This window comes from Methylobacterium sp. Leaf87 (assembly GCF_001422775.1).
Taxonomy (GTDB): Bacteria; Pseudomonadota; Alphaproteobacteria; order Rhizobiales; family Beijerinckiaceae; genus Methylobacterium.
The window spans coordinates 102073-118223 of record NZ_LMMI01000012.1 but is presented as its reverse complement, the minus strand read 5'-3'; the positions used below and the strand labels follow the sequence as shown (position 1 = coordinate 118223).

The following is a 16151-nucleotide window of genomic DNA, read 5'->3' as shown; positions in this document are numbered from 1 at the left end:
GCTTCCCCCACTCGGCGCGGCCGGATGGCTCTCCGATCAATTGAGGCCTCGCGCTTGCAGCGGGCGCTCCGTGGCACCACCTCGGCCGCAGGGTCACAATTGAGGATTGGAATGGCGCGCTTCATCGCGATCGAAAAGGCGACGGGACAGGTCTACGGCGACACGGCTCGGTTTGGTCAGGCCGGCGATGTCGATTCGCCCGTCGACGCGGTCTGTCTGTTCGACCGCCAATTCCGACGGGCTCCCCGCGGCTTCGGTCACGTCGGTCCCGCGAGCAAGTCCGCGAGCTACGACGTCTACAAGATCGAGAAGTCCGATCCGGATCGCGCCACGGCGAACGACACCGAGGCCCATACCCTCGTGCATGAACACGGGTCGTGGGTGGTCGCCCTGGTGACCTACAATTCCTGACGCCGGACCGGCATTCGCCCAGCGGCCCGCGAAGACCGCCGGGGGGCACCGGCGACGCCCGTCAGAACCCCGTGACGATGCGCCCGTAGGTGGCCTCGGCGAAGGTCGAGATCTGGCCGCCGATGAACGACGAGGTGATGAGGAGCACGAGCAGGATCACCACGATCTTCGGCACGAAGGTCAGGGTGACCTCCTGGATCTGTGTGAGCGCCTGCAGTAGCGCGATGGCGATGCCGATGAGCATCGCCGCGCCGATCGCCGGGCCGGCGCCGACGATCACCGTCCAGATCGCGGCGCGCACGAGTTCGAGGGCATCGACCTCGTTCATCCGCTGACCTTTCTCGCGTGGTGATCCCTGATGGGTCGCTGCCGCGTCCCGCCCGTTGTCGGTCCTACACGGATTTCACCCGTGGGGTGAGTGGACCTCACTGCGAGAGCGAGATGCCCTCGGCGAGCAGGACGTCCTTGCCGTTGGTGAGGCGGGCGAGCGCGCCTTCGCTCGTGATCTTCACGGACTGGACCTCGCCGGTGGTGTTGCCGTCGGCGGACGTGATGGTGCGGCCGATGATCTGGTCCGCCTGCGAGAGGAAGCTCGAGGACAGCAGGGAATCGAGCTTGGAGTTGGTCTTCGTCGCCTGCTCGACCTGCGAGAACGTGGCGAGCTCACCGACATAGGCGGTGGAATCCATCGGCTTCGTCGGATCCTGGTTCTTGAGCTGCGCCATGAGCAGGGTCAGGAACGTGTCCGCGTTCATCGAGGCAGCGACGCCGCTCGCGGATTTGGCCGCGGTGGCGGCCGTGGCCGTCTGTGTAGGGGGGGTGCTGGTGCTGCTTCCGACGGCCATGACGAGCGGGTCTCCGGGGTGAGGGCCTTCAGGCCGTGCGGGGAAGAGATGGCGCGCGGCCGGGGCCGCGCGCGGGTGGGGCGGAGAGCTCAGGCCCGGCGATGCCGGTGGCTTCGGCGAGCAGGGCCGCCTCCGCCCTGTACAGGCCGCGGATCAGCTTGAGCGCCTCGATGAGACGGTCGGCCTCGACGCAGGCGCCCGCCGCCGCGAGACCGTCGCGGATGTCCGGCTCGGTCACGGCCGCGAGGATGCCGGCCTGGAGCGTCCGGTAGAGGTCGCGTGCGCGCGCGGCGTTGGCGGGCTCCATCACCATGGTCTGGGCCGCGAAGTAGAGCTGGCGCAGGGGCGTCGTCGCCTCTTCGGGCTGGAGCACGTGGGTCTCCAGCAGGAACGTCGCATCGTTGAGAAGTTCGAGGGAGACCTTGCGGTCGACGCGCAGGACGGCGCCGTTGATGAAGACCCGCTCGCCGGCGCGCAGGGACAGGCGCATGCCGGACCTCACCGCAGGCCGTTGCGGATCGAGGCGTTGACCTCGATCAGCGCGGAGAAGCCATGGGTGGGCGTGCTGAGGACGGCATTGGACTCGCGCATGCTCCACAGGCCGAGGGACACGAGGTCGGCGCGCAGGGCCTCGGGCAGGGCGTTCTCGGGGCTGGTGAGGTCGTCGATGAGGACCGCCCAGAGTTTCTGGATGAACTCGGCCGCCGCCGTCCGGTCGGCCACGGCCGCCGCCGGATGATCGGCGATGCGCATGAGATCGAGCGCCCGGTCGAAGGCGGCGCGCTCGCGTTCGCGGCCGATCTCGGGGGCGTCTTCCAGAATCTCGGCGTAGGAAAACTGGTACATGGCAATCCGCCTCGTTGTGTCCGGGCCCGCCGCGCCGCTGTCGCGTTTCGGGGCTGTCGTGTCCCGCGCACCGGCCAGGCCGCCGCGCCGGGAAAGGGTCGCCTCAGAGGTAGGAGACCAGGCTCAGCTGACGCAGCTGGGCGGTCAGGGAGTAGGAAATCTGCATCTGGGTCGTCAGCTGGTCGATCCGCGTCTTGGTCTCGGCGGTATCGATCCCCTCCATCGCCTGCACCTGTTTGTCGAGGAGCGCCTTCTGCGCATCGAGACGGGTGTTCGCATCGGAGATCCGCGCCTGCGCGCGACCGAGATTGGCCTGGATCGACACCAGCCCCTTGCTCGCCTCGCCGAGCAGGCCCGCGACCCGATCGGTCGCGACGGCCTGCACGTCGGCCGGCAGGCGCGACAGGTCGAGGCCCGACGCGACGACGTAGGCCATGGCGAGCCGGCGGATGGCGGGCGCATTGGCCGTCGCGGACGTCTCCACGGTCTCGCTGAGGGAGATGCGGCTGTCGAGGGTGGTATCCGACGCCTTCGACCAGCTGGCCTTCCAGGCGCCGTTGCCGAACAGGGTGTCGAGGGGGCCGCCCTCCGCGAGGAAGGCCTCCATCCCTGCGGCACTCATGGACGTGCCGCCCGCAAGGGTGAAGGCCGCATCGACGGCCGACTTCGCCGCCGATCCGGCTCCGTAGGCAGTCATGGGCGACGCCCCCGTGTTGGTCCCCCCGAAGACGGATTGGCCGTCGGCGGCGGTGTTCAGCACGGCGGTCAGCGCCGCGAGCTGGCTCGCGGCCATGTCCTTCACCACGGCCGCGCGGTCCGCCACCGGTACGCCGATGAGGGTCTTGAGGGTCGAATCCGCGGCCGCCTGGATCTGCTGGAGCGCCGCCTGGGTCGTGCTCAGACGCAGGGTCGCCCCGGCATTGCCGTCCTGCAGCGCCTGAAGCTCCGATTTCTGCTGGCGCAGTCCGAGGGCCAGGCCGGTCCGGCTGCCGAGTTCGAGGCCGACATCGGCGTGACGGCCCGTGGCGAGCTCCTTGGTGCCCTGTGCGATCTCCGTCTGCATTCGCTGGGCGCCGGTGCGCGGTGCGTTCCAGAGACTCAAGGTCGAGGTGGCATTCATCCGCATGGCGATTATCGCACCGCATCCATCAGGGTCTTGAGAAGGTCGTTCACCAGGGTCAGCAGCTTGGCCGAGGCGGTGTAGGACCGTTCGAGTTCGAGCGCCCTCGCCGTCTCGTCGTCGGTGTTCACCCCCACCGCGTTGGACAGGGCGTCGCTCGTGCGCGCCAGCAGGGTCGATTCGTAATCGGCCAGGAACGCGGCCGACTTGCGCTGGCCTTCGAGCCAACCGGCCGACCCCGTGGCGAAGGACAGCAGGCTGTCGCTGGTGCGCAGGCCGGTGGCGGCATCGAAGGTGCGGTCGGCGCCGAGCGCGGACACCAAGCCGCGCAGGCGGTCGGCATAAGCGGCGGCACCGGTGTTGCTGCGGTAGTCGGCCCCGTTCATCCCGCCGTCGCGGAGGGTGTCGAGGGCGCTGCCGGCCATGCGGGGATCGACGGCGGCATTGATGCGGATCTTGGCGGCGAGCCCCGTCTCGGCGACGGGCAACCGGGCCGGGACCCCCGCGGATCCGTCCGTGAACAGGCCCATCAGGGCGGCCGGTCCCGTGCCGTTCGTGCGGGGTTCGGCGAAGGCGGTGACGAGCCCGCCCGCGAGGGCGTCGAGCTGGGTCTCGTAACGCACGGCGACGTCGTCGCGCAGGGTGGCGAGGCCGACGATCCGGCCCGAGCGGGCGGGCATCGGCGAGGCGACCCCGGTGACGGGCACGCCATCGATCATGACGGCCTTGCCCGTCGAACCGGCACTGAACGCAGCGGTCGGTTCGAAGGTCACCTTGCGTGCGCCGCGCTCGAACAGGGGCACGCCGCTGTCGGTGTAGATCGCCACGTCGTTGCCCGCGCGGACGGCCGTGGTGATGCCGATCTCCTCGGAGAGCTGGGTGAGGATGCGGTCGCGGTCGTCGAGGGCATCGGTGACGTCGGCGCCGATGGCGGTGCCGCGGGTGACGGTCTGATTCGCCGCCTCGTAGGAGACGAGCAGATCGTTGATCCGCACCACGGAGGTCGCCATGGCCGTATCGGCCTGCTGGCGCACGGTCTGGACGGCCGCGGCGGCCGTGTTGAGGCTCCCGGCGAGATCGCGGGCGGCCTCGACGGCGTTGCGTGCCAACTCGACGGAATCGGGCTTGTTGGCCGCCGCCTGCAGGGCGGCGTTGAGAGCACCGAGGCGGGCGGCCGGCGACGTTGTCGAATCGGTGTCGCCGATGGTCTGGCTCAAGGTCTGGAGACCATCGAGCACGGCCTGGCTGCCGGCGGCCTCGGAGGTCGCGAGCATCTTGCGGCCGAACAGGGCCGCGTCGGCGGCCCGCAGGACGTTGACGGCGCTTCCGCCCCCCGCCGTGACAACCGTCGCGATCCGGCGCGCATAGTACGGATCGTTCGCCCCGGCGGTGTTGCGCGCGGTGACGGCGATCTGCGCGGCGGAGGCCGCCAGGGAAGTGCGGGCGCTGTTGAGCGCCAGGGAGAGGCCCATCGTGGGGTTCCTGAGGGAGCGCGCGTGTCGGAGGCGATGCGGACGGAGAGGCCGGGACGTCCAGGGATCGGCGCGGGGCCGGCCGCCGCGATGGTGCCGGCCGACGCGTCAGCGCTTGAGGTTCATCAGGGTCTCGAGGAGCTCGTTGCCGGTCATGAACACCTTCGAGTTCGCCGTGTAGACGCTCTGGGATTCGATCATGGCCGTGAGCTCGGACGAGACGTCGACGTTGGACTGCTCCAGGGCGCTCGACTTGATGGAACCGAGCCCGGAAAGGCCGGCGAAGCCGATCTGGAGGTCGCCGGAGGTGCTGGTGGGCAGGTAGATGTTGCCGGCGCGCGGCTCGAGGTTGTCGGGGCTCGCGACGTTGGCCAGCGGCACCTTGAAGGCGAGGGCGCGGCTGCCGTCCTCGTAGAGGGCATAGACGGAGCCGTCCGAAGCGAAGTCCGAGCCCGTCACCGCCGAGGGCGCCTTGCCGTCTGCGGTGCCCGTGAGATCGTAGCTGCCGGCGAGCTGGGTGATCTTCGACATATCGAGGTTGATCGACGTGCCGTTGGCGGCGGCCAACCGGGAGACCGCCGCCGTGACGGCCGCCGGATCGGAGATCTGGCCGTTGGCATCGAAGCCCAGGGTCACGGTCGCGAGGGCCGTGTCGTTGCCCGGAATGTAGACCTGCGCCTGCCATTGGTTGGCCGTTGCGGTCTTGCCGAGGACGATGTCGAGCGTGACCTTGTTGCCGAGCTGATCGTAGGTCACCATGGAGGTCTTCTTGGTGTAGACCTTATCCGACAAGGGGGCGGCCAGGGGGGCCGCGTCGGCTGGTAGGTTGCCGCTGATCGTCGCCGCCTTGGTCGCCGTGGCCCTCATCCCGAGGGTGGAGACGTTGACCGGCACCATGTTGGCGGTGCTGTTGAGGGCCGGCGTCGCCTCGCCGTTCTCGCCCACCGCGTAACCCATGAGGGTGAAGCCGCCGGAATTGACGAGGTTTCCCGTTGGTCCGTCCTCGACGAAGTTGCCCGAGCGGGTCAGCGACGTGGCGTTGTTGCTGTCGCGAACCACGAAGAAGCCGTTGCCCTGGATGGCGAGATCGGTCTTCGAGGTGGTGAAGGAGACGGGGCCCTGCGCCGAGACCGAACGGCGGATCACCGTCTCGACGGCGCCGGAATTGTAATCGCCGGTGCTGCTGGAATCGAGGATGAGGGACGAGAACTCGGTGCCGGTGCGCTTGTAGCCCGTGGTGCCGGCGTTCTGGATGTTCTCGGCCACCGTCGAGATGCGGCTCGACTGCGCGTTCATGCCGGAGACGCCGGTGCGCAGGACGCTGATGAGACTCATGGGATGACCTCGGTGAAACGGCGGGCCGTGCTGGACGGCACTAAAGGCAGGATGGCTTGCGCGGGGCTGGTCGCGTCCTTGGGCGTCAGCTCCGTAGGGATTGGGCGAGTTCGAGGAAGGCGTCCGCGCTCGGGGCCATGCCGGGCTCCTGGCGCAGGGCCTCGTAGATGCGCGGCACGAGGAGGATGGCCTGATCGAGTTCGGCGTCCTCGCCGGCGCGGTAGCCGCCCATGAGCCTGAGGTCGCGGGTCTCCTCGAACCGCGCCATCATCGCCTTGAGGCGACGCACGAGTTCGCGTTGCTCGGGCGTCCACACGGCGGTGGCGAGGCGCGAGATCGAGCTGAGGAGATCGACGGCCGGGTAGCGGCCCTGCTCGGCGATGGCCCGGTCGAGGACCACGTGACCGTCGAGGGTGCCGCGGATCGAGTCGGCGACGGGGTCGTTGTGGTCGTCGCCGTCCACCAGCACGGAGAAGATGCCGGTGATGGAGCCGGAACCGTCGCGGCCGGGGCCGGCCCGTTCGAGGAGGCGCGGCAAATCCGAAAAGACGCTCGGCGGGTAGCCCCGGGCCACCGCCGGCTCGCCCGCCGCCAGGGCGACGTCGCGGGCCGCATGGGCGTAGCGGGTCACGGAATCGACGATGAGCAGCACGGAGTCGCCGGCATCGCGAAATGCCTCGGCGATGGCCATGGCGACCTTGGGCGCCTGGCGCCGCATCATCGGGCTCTCGTCGCCGGTGGAGACCACCACCACGGCCTTGTCGAGGTTGCCTGCCATCGGGCCTTCGAGGAACTCGCGCACCTCGCGGCCGCGCTCGCCCACCAGGGCGACGACGACGCTGTCGAAGCCGGTGGCGCCGGCGAGCATCGCGAGCAGCGTGGATTTGCCGACGCCCGAGCCCGCGAAGATGCCGATGCGCTGCCCGAGGCACAGGGGGGTGAACAGATCGAGGGCCCGCACGCCGGTGCGAAGCGGCGCCTCGACCCGACCGCGCGCCATGGCGGGCGGCGGAGCAGCGTCGATGGGCACCGCGCGCGGTCCCGGCACGAGCGTGCCACGCCCGTCGATGGGGCGCCCCAGCGCGTCGACGACCCGGCCCTTCCAGCCCGCATGGGGCCGCAGGGTCGGGTCGCCGAGGCGATAGGCCGGCGTGCCGATCCCCGCCTCGATGCGCGCCTCGAACGGCTTCAGGGTGACGCCGCCGGCATCGATGCGGACCACCTCGCCGACCTGCTCGCGGCCGCCGACCCGGAAACCCATCCGGTCGCCGAGCTTGAGGAAGGGGGCGACGCCGCCGACCCGGGCGGCGGTCGCGGTGACTTCCTGGATCGGACCCGCGACCCGGACCAGGGGCAGGGCCTCGCGCCCGGAGGCGAGGGCGGCGGCAAGCCGGTCGATGACGTCCGGGCCGGCAGCGGCTTCGGTGGGTTCGCCCTGCATCACCTCAGCCCTGCGGGCTCAGGGAACGGATGGAGCCCTGGAACGAGGATTCGGTCTCGGCGGTGAGGTTGGCCGCGCTCTCGAAGGCGCGCTGGATGGTGATGAGCTTCGTCATCTCGAGGATCGGGTTGACGTTCGAACCCTCGACGAAGCCCTGGACCATGCCGGTGCGGGTGAAATCCTGGACGGGCCGGGCCGGAAGGCTCGAAGCCACGCCGTTCGATTCCGCCCGCCGCAGGGTGCCCTTGGGGTCGAGGGTGAACAGGCCGATGGAGCCGACCTGGTTCACGCCCTGCGAGACGCTGCCGTCGCGGCCGATGGTCGGCGGTCCCTGCTGGGGATCGAGAAGGATCGGGCCGCCGCCCGCGTCGAGGACCGGCAGGCCGCTGACGTTGCGCAGGCGCCCCGTGGCGTCCATCGTCAGGCGGCCATCGCGGGTATAGACCGGCCCGCTCGCGCCGCCGACGCTGAGCCAGGCATCGCCCTGGATCGCCACGTCGAGGGGGGAATCGGTCTTGGTCACCGGGCCGGACTTGGTCTGGATGTAGGTGTCGCCCGAGGAGGCGAAGGCGATCGCGCCCTTGCTCGCCTGGGCGAGGAGGGCCGAGAACTTGGTGTCCTCGGCGCGGTAACCGGAGGTCGCGAGGTTGGCCACGTTGTTGGCCACCGCATTCATGCGCTTCTCGACAGCGATTTGGCCCGAGAGCGCGACGTAGAGGGCGTTCTGCATGGCTCAGGCGTTCCCGAACAGCGCGAGGATCGGATCGGACGCGGTGTTGTTCTGCGCATCCCAGATCGCGGTGAAGCGCTTGATGAACTGATCGAGCTTCTGTGGGTCCCGGAAGCTCGCGAGATCGACCTTGCTCTCGATGAGTTCGGCCTGCCGGGCGAGGGCCTCGGACGAGGTTCCGCCGGCGGGCAGGCCGAGCACGGTCTTGACCACCTGAGACAGGGCCGAGTCGCCGAGGATCGCGTAGCCGCTGGTGGCGCCCCCCGCCATGCGGGCGAAGTAGAGGGCGAGGCGCACGCCGGTGTCCTCGGCGCCGGCATCGCTCTCAAGGGTCTGGCGCAGGTAGGCCTCGGTGACACTCTTGGCTTTCGCGTCCATGGGCAGATCGGTGCCGAAGCCGATGTCCAGGGGGGTTTGCCCGGCCCCCGACGGGGCGACGTTGCGGATCGCGAGCGTCCGGTTGGTGCCGCCGGCCTCGTAGAGGGTGTCGGCCGCGAGGCCGGTGCCGCCCGCGACGCCATCCGCGCCCAGGTTGGCGTAGGCCGTGGTCTCGAAGAACAGGTTCCTGCGGACACCGATGCCCACCTGGACCTTGCCCGCGAGGTTGCCGTCTCCCGAGGCGGCGATCTGCCCGTTGATGGCGGCGGCGATCTCCTCGGCCGTGACCTGGGACAGGTTCTGGACGACGGACGCCAGGGTCTTGTTCGACAGGACGATGGTGGCCGACCTCGTCGTCGCGGCATCGACACGGGTGGAGAGCTGGAACGAGACCGCGTTGGTGCCGGAAAAGTCGAAGGTTCCGGACAGGTCGAGGGCACCGTTCAGCTGCGCGGTGCCGGCGGCGGTCGGGCCCGCCTCGGTGATCGTACCCGCGCGGCCGGTGGCGGAGGCCCCTTGTGCGAAGTCGAAGGCGCGCGCGAAGGCGACGTAGCGGTCGTCGGCGAGGCGGTTGGCGAAGCTCGCCCGCGTGTCCGTTCCCTCGGTGAGGACCTTGCGCATGAACGCCTTGGCGTAGGTCATGTCCTCGAGGCCGAACGCCTTCATGGCGTAGGAGTAGAGGCGGCGGTCGCCGAGGAAGGCGTCGATGGAGGTCACGCCGCCGATGTTGGCCTGGAAATACGCCGTCTCGCGCGCGACTTCGGGCGCTGCCGCCTTGCGGGCCAGGGAGGCCGTCAGGTCCTTGGTGATCAGCGTGTAGTTCGTGAAGGTGCTCAGCACGCGAAGGTCTCCCGGTCGGCGGCCCGGGGCGCGCGCACGAGGATAGGGGCGGCGCGGGCGATCATCGTTTGATCCGGCCTGGATGAGGGGCGGGGGTCAGAGCCGTGTCGGCCCGATGATGGTCTCGGAGGTGACGACGACCCAGCCGGCCCCCGTCGGCTGGATCGAGATGACCCGGCCGGCGCCGGGCAGGACAGCGCCCGGCACGATCTGTCTCAGGCCGTTCGGACCTTCGACCCAGGCCCCGTCGCCGGAGACCCGGCGCAGGACGTAGCCGCGCGCCGCGACGCCGGGCCCGGCCCGGTCCGCGGGGTCGGAACGGCCGAGTTCGGGGCCGGCGGCCCGGTCGGGCAGGGCGCCGGTGGTGGTCGGGTCGAGATCGAGGACGGCGGTCCGCACGGGGGCGACGGGCTTCTTCCAGGCGAAGGTTCCGATGGAGGCCGGGAGGAAGCGTTGCACGGCGTAGTCGTGGGTGCCGCTGGTGATGGTGTAGACGGCGAACCCGCTCGACGCCGCGGCGAGCACGAGGCAGACCCCGATGGCCGCCCGCTCGAACGCCGCGTCGCGGGCGCGCCGCAGGGCCTGGGCCCCGGCGAGCGGACGGCGATGGGCGGGCACGGGTGTGAGGCGAACGGGCATGGCGCCTGGAGCGAAGGAGTTCCTGAGCCCCGAACGTTGCGTGGATATGGTTTACGAAAGGTTAATCCGGCCGGCCTCCTCGGGCGCATGCGGCCGAGTCGTTAACGATGATGAGTGATAGCCGCAGCGAGCGGCGTGGGGGTCAGGGCGAATGACGGACGGACAGCGCGAGGCGGAGGGTCGGGCCGGGACCGTACGGCCGCGCTCGCCCCGACGCCACCGGGTGATGCAGCAGGGCCGGATCGTCCTCGGGCCGGACACGCTCCTGCCCTGCGTGGTGCGCGATCTTTCACCGGCGGGCGCCAAGATCGTGCTGTCGCGCCCCATCCCCCTGCCGGACAGTTTCGATCTCGTCATCGCCGCCCACGACCTCAGGACGGTGTCGGTCCGCCTGCGCTGGCAGCGGGGCGAGGTCGCGGGCGTGCGGTTCGCACCGGCAGGCGATCCCGCCCCCTGAGACTGTTTTCCGGATGATCCATTCGGGGACAGTCTCGGGCAGCCCGCGCGGCGCCTGAGCGAACCCCAAATCCGCATCGCGAAGCGATCGACCGGATCTGGTGTGAGACGGTGCATTCGGGCACAGGGCCGGGCCGGTGCGCTTAAGCGCTTGCTAACGCGCTCCCCGCAGAATGCATCCATCGACAAACGGTTCTCCCCACGGAACCGGCACGAGTTCGATGCGAGTGCAGTGGATGAACCGATCCGGTTCATAGACATGATGTCGCCCCACTGGTCCGGCGAAAACCCGGAATGTAATGAATCGTGACTTGAGAACGAAGACATTTATCTTCGGGCGCTTTTCACGACAGGTCGGCCGACTGCCGAATTACAGAAACTCCCGTAGAATTTCAGTCCCGGATCACACCCGCCATGACCAGCCTGCTGACCAACAACGCCGCGATGACGGCGCTGACGACCCTGAAGAGCATCAATTCGCAGCTCGACATGACGAGCAACCGGGTCTCCACCGGTCAGCGCGTGTCGAACGCCGCCGACAACGCCGCCTACTGGTCCATCGCCACCACGGTCCGCACCGACAACGCCTCCCTCGGCGCCGTGAAGGACTCCCTCGGCCTCGGCTCCTCGGCCGTCGATACGGCCTATAACGGCCTCAACAGCATCATCACCGATCTGCAGAACATGCGCGCCAAGCTGCAGACCGCCCTGCAGCCGGGCGTTGATCGCTCGAAGGTGCAGACCGAGATTACCGCCATCCAGAACAAGATGCAGGCCACTGCGAATTCTTCGAATTCCAGCGGTCAGAACTGGCTCTCGGTGGATTCCGCGAACACAGCCGTGTACAAGCCTGACCAAAGCATTGTCGCTGGATTCTCCCGTGACACTGCGGGAACTGTGACCTTCTCGAAGATCATCGTCGACGTGAAAGCCATTAAGCTTTACGACGTAAATTCGACCCCAACCGCCACTGCGGCAACTGTGGCTCAGCTCACCGGTGACAAGGCGCTTAGCGGCACCTCGCTATTCGCCACCGGAGCGACCGCCGGAACAGCCAACTTCAGCGTGGCAGCCAATGCCGTCAATCTGACGATCGTAAGCAGCAGCGGCACCGCTACGTTGGTTCTCGACGCCACCAGCATGGCCAGCGCCGCCAAGGACGTGAAGAACGTCACGACGAGCGAATTCGTGGATGCCCTCAATAATCAGATTGCCGCTTCCAGCATCGGCGTGGCAAAGGTCAGTGCTTCCCTAGATTCAGTCGGCCGACTCGTATTCACCTCCTCGGATACCGGTAGCGCCGCAAAAATAGATGTATCGAATACATCCGTCGCAACCAAAGAAGTCGGCTTTGGTCTCACGACCGCCATAACGACAGGCAAAGGTACGGCTGCCGGGTCTGCATCGTCCAAAGGAATACTTGATACGGTCGACGGACCGACCACTTTTTCCGTCAAATCGATTGATATTACGAATGTAACAGACTCAATTCTTGAGAAAATCATCACTCAGGTGGACAAGGCGCTTGCGAAGGTGACTGACGCTGGTACCAAGCTTGGCGCCAACAAGACTCAGATCGACGGCCAGAAGACCTTCGTCGATACCCTGATGAAGGCCAACGACCGCACCATCGGCATCCTGGTCGATGCCGACATCGAGGAGGAGTCCACGAAGCTCAAGGCCCTGCAGACCCAACAGCAGCTGGCCGTGCAGTCGCTCAGCATCGCCAACTCCTCCAGCCAGGGCGTGCTCGCGCTGTTCCGGTAAGACCGGTCCCCGTCCCCGGGCTCCGGTCCGGGGACGGCATCGCCCAAACGAAAACCCACGCTCCGACCGGAGCGTGAATTTTTTCGTGGCTGCCGGAGAAGACCGAGCTCAGCCGACGAAGGTGTACCCCGCCAGGCGCTTGGCCTCGATGGGATCGTACCCCAGCCGCATCCGCAGCTTCTTGCGCAGCTTGCTGATGTGGCCCTCGACGACGCTCTCCTCTACATCACTGCCGTGGTCGGCGTAGACGGCGTTGAAGATCTGGGCGCGGGTGAGCTGGCGGCCGCGGTTGCGCGCGAAATATTCGAGGATGTGGCGCTCGCGCCGGGGCAGCGTCAGGCTGGTGCCGTCGATCTCGGGATCACGGCCGTCGGTGTGGATCTTGAGGCGGCCGGCCTTGTCCTGGGCCGCGCCCTGCCCCTCGCCCCGGCCCATCCGCCGGCGAATGGCTTCGGCACGGGCGAGGATCTCGCGGACATGGACCGGGCGGCGCACCACGTCGTCGATGCCCGCGGTGAACAGGTCGAGGGTCTGCTCCAGGGAGCGGGTCTCGTTGAGGGCGATGATCGGGGCGTGCGACAGGCTGCGGATCGCCGCGGTGCTGCGGGTCCGGTTCGCGGATTCGCCGAGCACGAAACCCTGCACGGCGGCGAGGTCTCCGGCCGGGGCGGTGTCGAGCCAGGCCTGGAACGCGTCCGCCGCGAGGCTGTGGGCGGTGACGCCCTGGGCGCCGAAGCCCGCAACGGTCTCGCTCGCCACGCAGCTACGCTCATCGACCACGATGTACATGACGCCGTCTCGCTCCACGCATGCGGGCTCGCCCGGCCAAGCACAGCCGTGCGCCCAATCTGCTTCGATTTCGGTTTGATCTTGAATCGTACTTCGTACGGCGTCGACGGACACTTGGATAACCCGGACGAAACCTGGACTATCCTCGACACATCCGCCGCGACGCGGCGCTGTTTGGTGGTATCGTTTTGTTAAGAAAATGGTTAATTTTTTGTTAAGTGGGGTGGCGCCCCGTCACCGTCCGGCCGTCTGTTGCGGTCGCGCCGCACCCGGTACCGCCAAGGCGTGACGCCAAGTCGAAACCAAGTCGAAACGCCAAACCGAAACAGGGAGCATCATGGGACTGATCCAGGACCTCGTCGGACGCTTCACGCAGAACGTCGCCGCCTATGTCGGCGACCGGGTGCTGATGGAGGCGGCGGTCTCGGCCGCCGCCAACGTCATCCTGGCCGACAGCGAGATCGACGAAGAGGAGGTCGAGACGGCACTCGCGGGCATGCGGGCCAACCCGATCCTCGAGAAGGGCTACGACACCCTGAAGCTCGAAGCCGAGCTGTTCGAGGCCCTGGAGCGAGCGCGCACCCGGGCGGGCCGCGCGGAGAACCTTCAGCACGTCGCGGGGCTCGTCGGGCGCGAGGCGGGCCAGCGCGAGGCGGTGTTCCTCATTGCCGCCGATGTCGCCGATCAGGCCGGCATCAGCGCCGTCGAGCATCGAGCCCTGGCCGAGATCGCCACGGCCCTGAGCGTGGACAAGGACCGGCTTCTCGGAGGCCAATCCAACCCGTAATAATGTATAATCTTGGGACGACCAGCGACTTCGCCAGTCATGGCCAGCCGCGATACCCGTCCCGAGCCCCTCCAGGGTCTGGAAACAGGTCCCGGGGATAGTTCGGGCACAATGCATATGTGCAGCGCAACAGCGCTTAAACGCACCGCACCACGATCCGTGACACTCTTGCGAAGTCGAGGGGCGGCCTCTACGCTCGGCTCAGCCAACAAGACTTCCACGACACCGAAACCGGCACAATAGATCCTGCCGCCTGAAATCGACAGTGGAGGCACGGGGAGGAGAACGGGGCAATGAAGAAAAATAAGGTCATCTCGGCGGAAGAGGCCATCGCGCTCATCCGGCAGAACGATGTCGTGACCACAACGGGCTTCGTTCAGAGCTGCATTCCGGAGGCGCTGCACGCCGCCCTGGAGAAGCGCTTCGTCGAGACCGGCGCCCCGCGCGACCTCACCCTGATCATGACCGCTGGTGCCGGCGACAGCAAAGGCCTCGGAACCGGGCGTCTCCACCACGAGGGCCTGCTCAAACGCGTCATCGCGGCGAATTTCGGCCGGATGCCGAAGGTCGCCAAGGCGGCCCAGGAGAACAAGATCACCGGCTACAACCTGCCCCAGGGCGTGATCTCGCAGCTCTACCGCGCCTGCGCCGCCGGCCAGCCGGGACTGTTCTCCAAGGTCGGCCTCCACACCTACGTCGATCCGCGGCACGGCGGCGGCCGCGTCAACACCCTGACGCAGGACGAGATCGTCAAGGTGGTGGACGTCGATGGCGAGGAGTGGCTGTTCTACACCGCCACCAAGATCGACGTCGCCTTCATCCGCGGCACCTCGGCCGATCCCGCCGGCAACATCTCCTTCGAGAAGGAGGCGCTCACCCTCGACTGCCTCGCCCAGGCCATGGCGGCGCGCAACAACGGCGGCATCGTCATCGCCCAGGTCGAGCGCATCGTCGACGACGGCTTTCTGCTGCCGAAGGACGTGCGGGTGCCCGGCATCCTCGTCGACTGCGTGGTGTTGGCCGAGCCCGAGATGCACCGGATGAACTACGGCGTGCAGCACGATGCGGCGCTCGCCGGCCAGATCCGCGTGCCGGTGACCGGCATGAAGAAGATGGCGCTCGATGCCCGCAAGATCATCGCCCGGCGCGCGGCTTTCGAGCTGCCGCCCAACGGCGTGGTCAATCTCGGCGTCGGCGCGCCGGAGGGCATCTCGGCGGTGGCCAACGAGGAAAAGGTGACGCCCTACATCACCCTCACCACGGAAGCCGGGGCGGTGGGCGGCGTGCTGGCCTCCGGGTCGAGCTTCGGCGCGGCGACGAATGCCGACTGCGTCATCGACCAGAACCAGATGTTCGACTTCTACGACGGCGGCGGCCTCGACATGACCTGCCTCGGGCTGGCCGAGTGCGACCAGCACGGCAACGTCAACACCAGCATGTTCGGCGGCCGCCTCAACGGCTGCGGCGGCTTCATCAACATCTCGCAGAACGCCCGCTGCGTCGTCTTCGCCGGCACGTTCACGGTGGGCGGCCTGGAGACGGTGATCGAGGACGGCAAGCTCCGCATCGTCACCGAGGGGCGCGCGCAGAAGTTCCTGCCCCAGGTGGAGCAGATCACCTTCAGCGGCTCCTACGCGCAGATGCGTTCGCAGCCGGTGATCTACGTGACCGAGCGCTGCGTGTTCCAGCTCACCGACGAAGGCCTGGAACTCATCGAGGTGGCGCCGGGCATCGACATCGAGCGGGACATCCTGCCCCATATGGGCTTCACGCCCATCATCAAGCAGCCGGCGCTCATGGATGCGCGCCTGTTCCGCGACGAGCCGATGGAGCTCCTCGCCGATCTCCTGAACCTCAACCTGTCGGAGCGCGTCAGCTACGATTCCGAGCGCAACATCCTGTTCGTCAACCTCGAGGGCTGGCATGCCCGCGTGAAGAGCGACATCGACGATCTGCGCAAGGTTCTGGTCGGCGCCTGCAAGAAGGCCGGCCAGCGGGTCAACTCCGTGGTCAACCACGACGGGTTCCGCATCAACGAGAACCTCTACGACGACTACGCGAGCATGATCCAATACTTGGCGGCGAATTACTACGCGACCACCACCCGCTACGCCACGAGCGCCTTCCTGCGCCTCAAGATGGAAGAAGCCCTCAACCGGCGCGGGCTTGCCCCGCACGTGTTCGAGCGCAAGGAGGACGCCCACGCCTTCGTGGACGGCCTCGACAAGAAGGTCCGCCGCGCCTCCACGGCCATCGCGTCGGCGGCGTAAAAAACCCCCTCCCGCCTGCGGGAGA

17 protein-coding genes are annotated in these 16151 nt (G+C 68.0%); 5 read left to right on the top strand and 12 right to left on the bottom strand.

Annotation, left to right across the window (positions count from 1 at the left end; translation table 11 throughout):
• Positions 1-111 precede the first annotated feature (111 nt).
• Positions 112-411 carry a hypothetical protein gene (locus ASF22_RS08470; RefSeq protein ID WP_056263352.1) on the top strand — a complete coding sequence of 100 codons (300 nt, stop codon included), beginning with the start codon at positions 112-114 and terminating at the stop codon, positions 409-411.
• Between the two features lie 61 nt (positions 412-472).
• Here ASF22_RS08470 and ASF22_RS08465 read toward each other — a convergent pair whose 3' ends face one another.
• The 11 genes from ASF22_RS08465 to ASF22_RS25180 form a co-directional block, all read right to left on the bottom strand.
• Positions 473-739 (bottom strand): flagellar biosynthetic protein FliQ, encoded by a 267-nt coding sequence (locus tag ASF22_RS08465; protein WP_056166382.1) that lies wholly within the window; start codon positions 737-739, stop codon positions 473-475.
• Positions 740-836: 97 nt separating this feature from the next.
• The gene (flgD, locus tag ASF22_RS08460) at positions 837-1256 is read right to left on the bottom strand and encodes a flagellar hook assembly protein FlgD (protein ID WP_056166380.1); all 420 of its coding nucleotides are present in this window, start codon (positions 1254-1256) and stop codon (positions 837-839) included.
• 28 nt (positions 1257-1284) lie between these two features.
• Entirely contained in the window at positions 1285-1746 is a 462-nt protein-coding gene (gene flbT / locus ASF22_RS08455) for a flagellar biosynthesis repressor FlbT (RefSeq protein WP_056263347.1), read from the bottom strand.
• Positions 1747-1754: 8 nt separating this feature from the next.
• Complete coding sequence (flaF, locus tag ASF22_RS08450) at positions 1755-2102, bottom strand: flagellar biosynthesis regulator FlaF (RefSeq protein ID WP_056166375.1); 348 nt, start codon at positions 2100-2102, stop codon at positions 1755-1757.
• A 103-nt stretch (positions 2103-2205) separates the two neighbouring features.
• Entirely contained in the window at positions 2206-3228 is a 1023-nt protein-coding gene (locus ASF22_RS08445; protein WP_056263345.1) for a flagellar hook-associated family protein, read from the bottom strand.
• Positions 3229-3233: 5 nt separating this feature from the next.
• A complete protein-coding gene (gene flgK / locus ASF22_RS08440; protein ID WP_056263343.1) occupies positions 3234-4694 on the bottom strand; it encodes a flagellar hook-associated protein FlgK in 1461 nt (486 codons plus the stop codon).
• Positions 4695-4802: 108 nt separating this feature from the next.
• Positions 4803-6029, bottom strand: coding sequence for a flagellar hook protein FlgE (locus ASF22_RS08435; RefSeq protein ID WP_056263340.1), 1227 nt, complete (start codon positions 6027-6029; stop codon positions 4803-4805).
• A gap of 85 nt (positions 6030-6114) precedes the next feature.
• Positions 6115-7470 carry a flagellar protein export ATPase FliI gene (fliI, locus tag ASF22_RS08430; protein WP_056263339.1) on the bottom strand — a complete coding sequence of 452 codons (1356 nt, stop codon included), beginning with the start codon at positions 7468-7470 and terminating at the stop codon, positions 6115-6117.
• A gap of 4 nt (positions 7471-7474) precedes the next feature.
• Complete coding sequence (gene flgF, locus ASF22_RS08425) at positions 7475-8200, bottom strand: flagellar basal-body rod protein FlgF (RefSeq protein ID WP_056263337.1); 726 nt, start codon at positions 8198-8200, stop codon at positions 7475-7477.
• Between the two features lie 3 nt (positions 8201-8203).
• The gene (locus ASF22_RS08420) at positions 8204-9418 is read right to left on the bottom strand and encodes a DUF1217 domain-containing protein (RefSeq protein WP_056263335.1); all 1215 of its coding nucleotides are present in this window, start codon (positions 9416-9418) and stop codon (positions 8204-8206) included.
• A gap of 96 nt (positions 9419-9514) precedes the next feature.
• Positions 9515-10057: a hypothetical protein gene (locus ASF22_RS25180; protein ID WP_244473653.1), complete on the bottom strand. Its 543-nt coding sequence runs from the start codon at positions 10055-10057 to the stop codon at positions 9515-9517.
• Positions 10058-10208: 151 nt separating this feature from the next.
• On the opposite strand from ASF22_RS25180, the gene ASF22_RS08410 reads away from it, so the two are divergent.
• Both ASF22_RS08410 and ASF22_RS08405 read left to right on the top strand, forming a co-directional pair.
• A complete protein-coding gene (locus ASF22_RS08410) occupies positions 10209-10514 on the top strand; it encodes a PilZ domain-containing protein (protein ID WP_056263332.1) in 306 nt (101 codons plus the stop codon).
• 413 nt (positions 10515-10927) lie between these two features.
• Entirely contained in the window at positions 10928-12280 is a 1353-nt protein-coding gene (locus ASF22_RS08405; protein ID WP_056263331.1) for a flagellin, read from the top strand.
• Between the two features lie 108 nt (positions 12281-12388).
• On the opposite strand, the gene ASF22_RS08400 is transcribed toward ASF22_RS08405, so the two are convergent.
• Positions 12389-13069: a response regulator transcription factor gene (locus ASF22_RS08400; protein WP_056166348.1), complete on the bottom strand. Its 681-nt coding sequence runs from the start codon at positions 13067-13069 to the stop codon at positions 12389-12391.
• Positions 13070-13406: 337 nt separating this feature from the next.
• On the opposite strand from ASF22_RS08400, the gene ASF22_RS08395 reads away from it, so the two are divergent.
• Together ASF22_RS08395 and ASF22_RS08390 are read left to right on the top strand one after the other, a co-directional pair.
• Entirely contained in the window at positions 13407-13856 is a 450-nt protein-coding gene (locus ASF22_RS08395) for a tellurite resistance TerB family protein (RefSeq protein WP_056263329.1), read from the top strand.
• 293 nt (positions 13857-14149) lie between these two features.
• A complete protein-coding gene (locus tag ASF22_RS08390) occupies positions 14150-16126 on the top strand; it encodes a CoA-transferase (RefSeq protein ID WP_056166344.1) in 1977 nt (658 codons plus the stop codon).
• Positions 16127-16151 lie beyond the last annotated feature (25 nt).

Coding starts and splice junctions, on each gene's coding strand:
- ASF22_RS08470 (WP_056263352.1), top strand. CDS start 112: ATGGCGCGCTTCATCGCGATCGAAAAGGCGACGGGACAGGTCTACGGC.
- ASF22_RS08465 (WP_056166382.1), bottom strand. CDS start 739: ATGAACGAGGTCGATGCCCTCGAACTCGTGCGCGCCGCGATCTGGACG.
- flgD (WP_056166380.1), bottom strand. CDS start 1,256: ATGGCCGTCGGAAGCAGCACCAGCACCCCCCCTACACAGACGGCCACG.
- flbT (WP_056263347.1), bottom strand. CDS start 1,746: ATGCGCCTGTCCCTGCGCGCCGGCGAGCGGGTCTTCATCAACGGCGCC.
- flaF (WP_056166375.1), bottom strand. CDS start 2,102: ATGTACCAGTTTTCCTACGCCGAGATTCTGGAAGACGCCCCCGAGATC.
- ASF22_RS08445 (WP_056263345.1), bottom strand. CDS start 3,228: ATGCGGATGAATGCCACCTCGACCTTGAGTCTCTGGAACGCACCGCGC.
- flgK (WP_056263343.1), bottom strand. CDS start 4,694: ATGGGCCTCTCCCTGGCGCTCAACAGCGCCCGCACTTCCCTGGCGGCC.
- ASF22_RS08435 (WP_056263340.1), bottom strand. CDS start 6,029: ATGAGTCTCATCAGCGTCCTGCGCACCGGCGTCTCCGGCATGAACGCG.
- fliI (WP_056263339.1), bottom strand. CDS start 7,470: ATGCAGGGCGAACCCACCGAAGCCGCTGCCGGCCCGGACGTCATCGAC.
- flgF (WP_056263337.1), bottom strand. CDS start 8,200: ATGCAGAACGCCCTCTACGTCGCGCTCTCGGGCCAAATCGCTGTCGAG.
- ASF22_RS25180 (WP_244473653.1), bottom strand. CDS start 10,057: ATGCCCGTTCGCCTCACACCCGTGCCCGCCCATCGCCGTCCGCTCGCC.
- ASF22_RS08410 (WP_056263332.1), top strand. CDS start 10,209: ATGACGGACGGACAGCGCGAGGCGGAGGGTCGGGCCGGGACCGTACGG.
- ASF22_RS08405 (WP_056263331.1), top strand. CDS start 10,928: ATGACCAGCCTGCTGACCAACAACGCCGCGATGACGGCGCTGACGACC.
- ASF22_RS08400 (WP_056166348.1), bottom strand. CDS start 13,069: ATGTACATCGTGGTCGATGAGCGTAGCTGCGTGGCGAGCGAGACCGTT.
- ASF22_RS08395 (WP_056263329.1), top strand. CDS start 13,407: ATGGGACTGATCCAGGACCTCGTCGGACGCTTCACGCAGAACGTCGCC.
- ASF22_RS08390 (WP_056166344.1), top strand. CDS start 14,150: ATGAAGAAAAATAAGGTCATCTCGGCGGAAGAGGCCATCGCGCTCATC.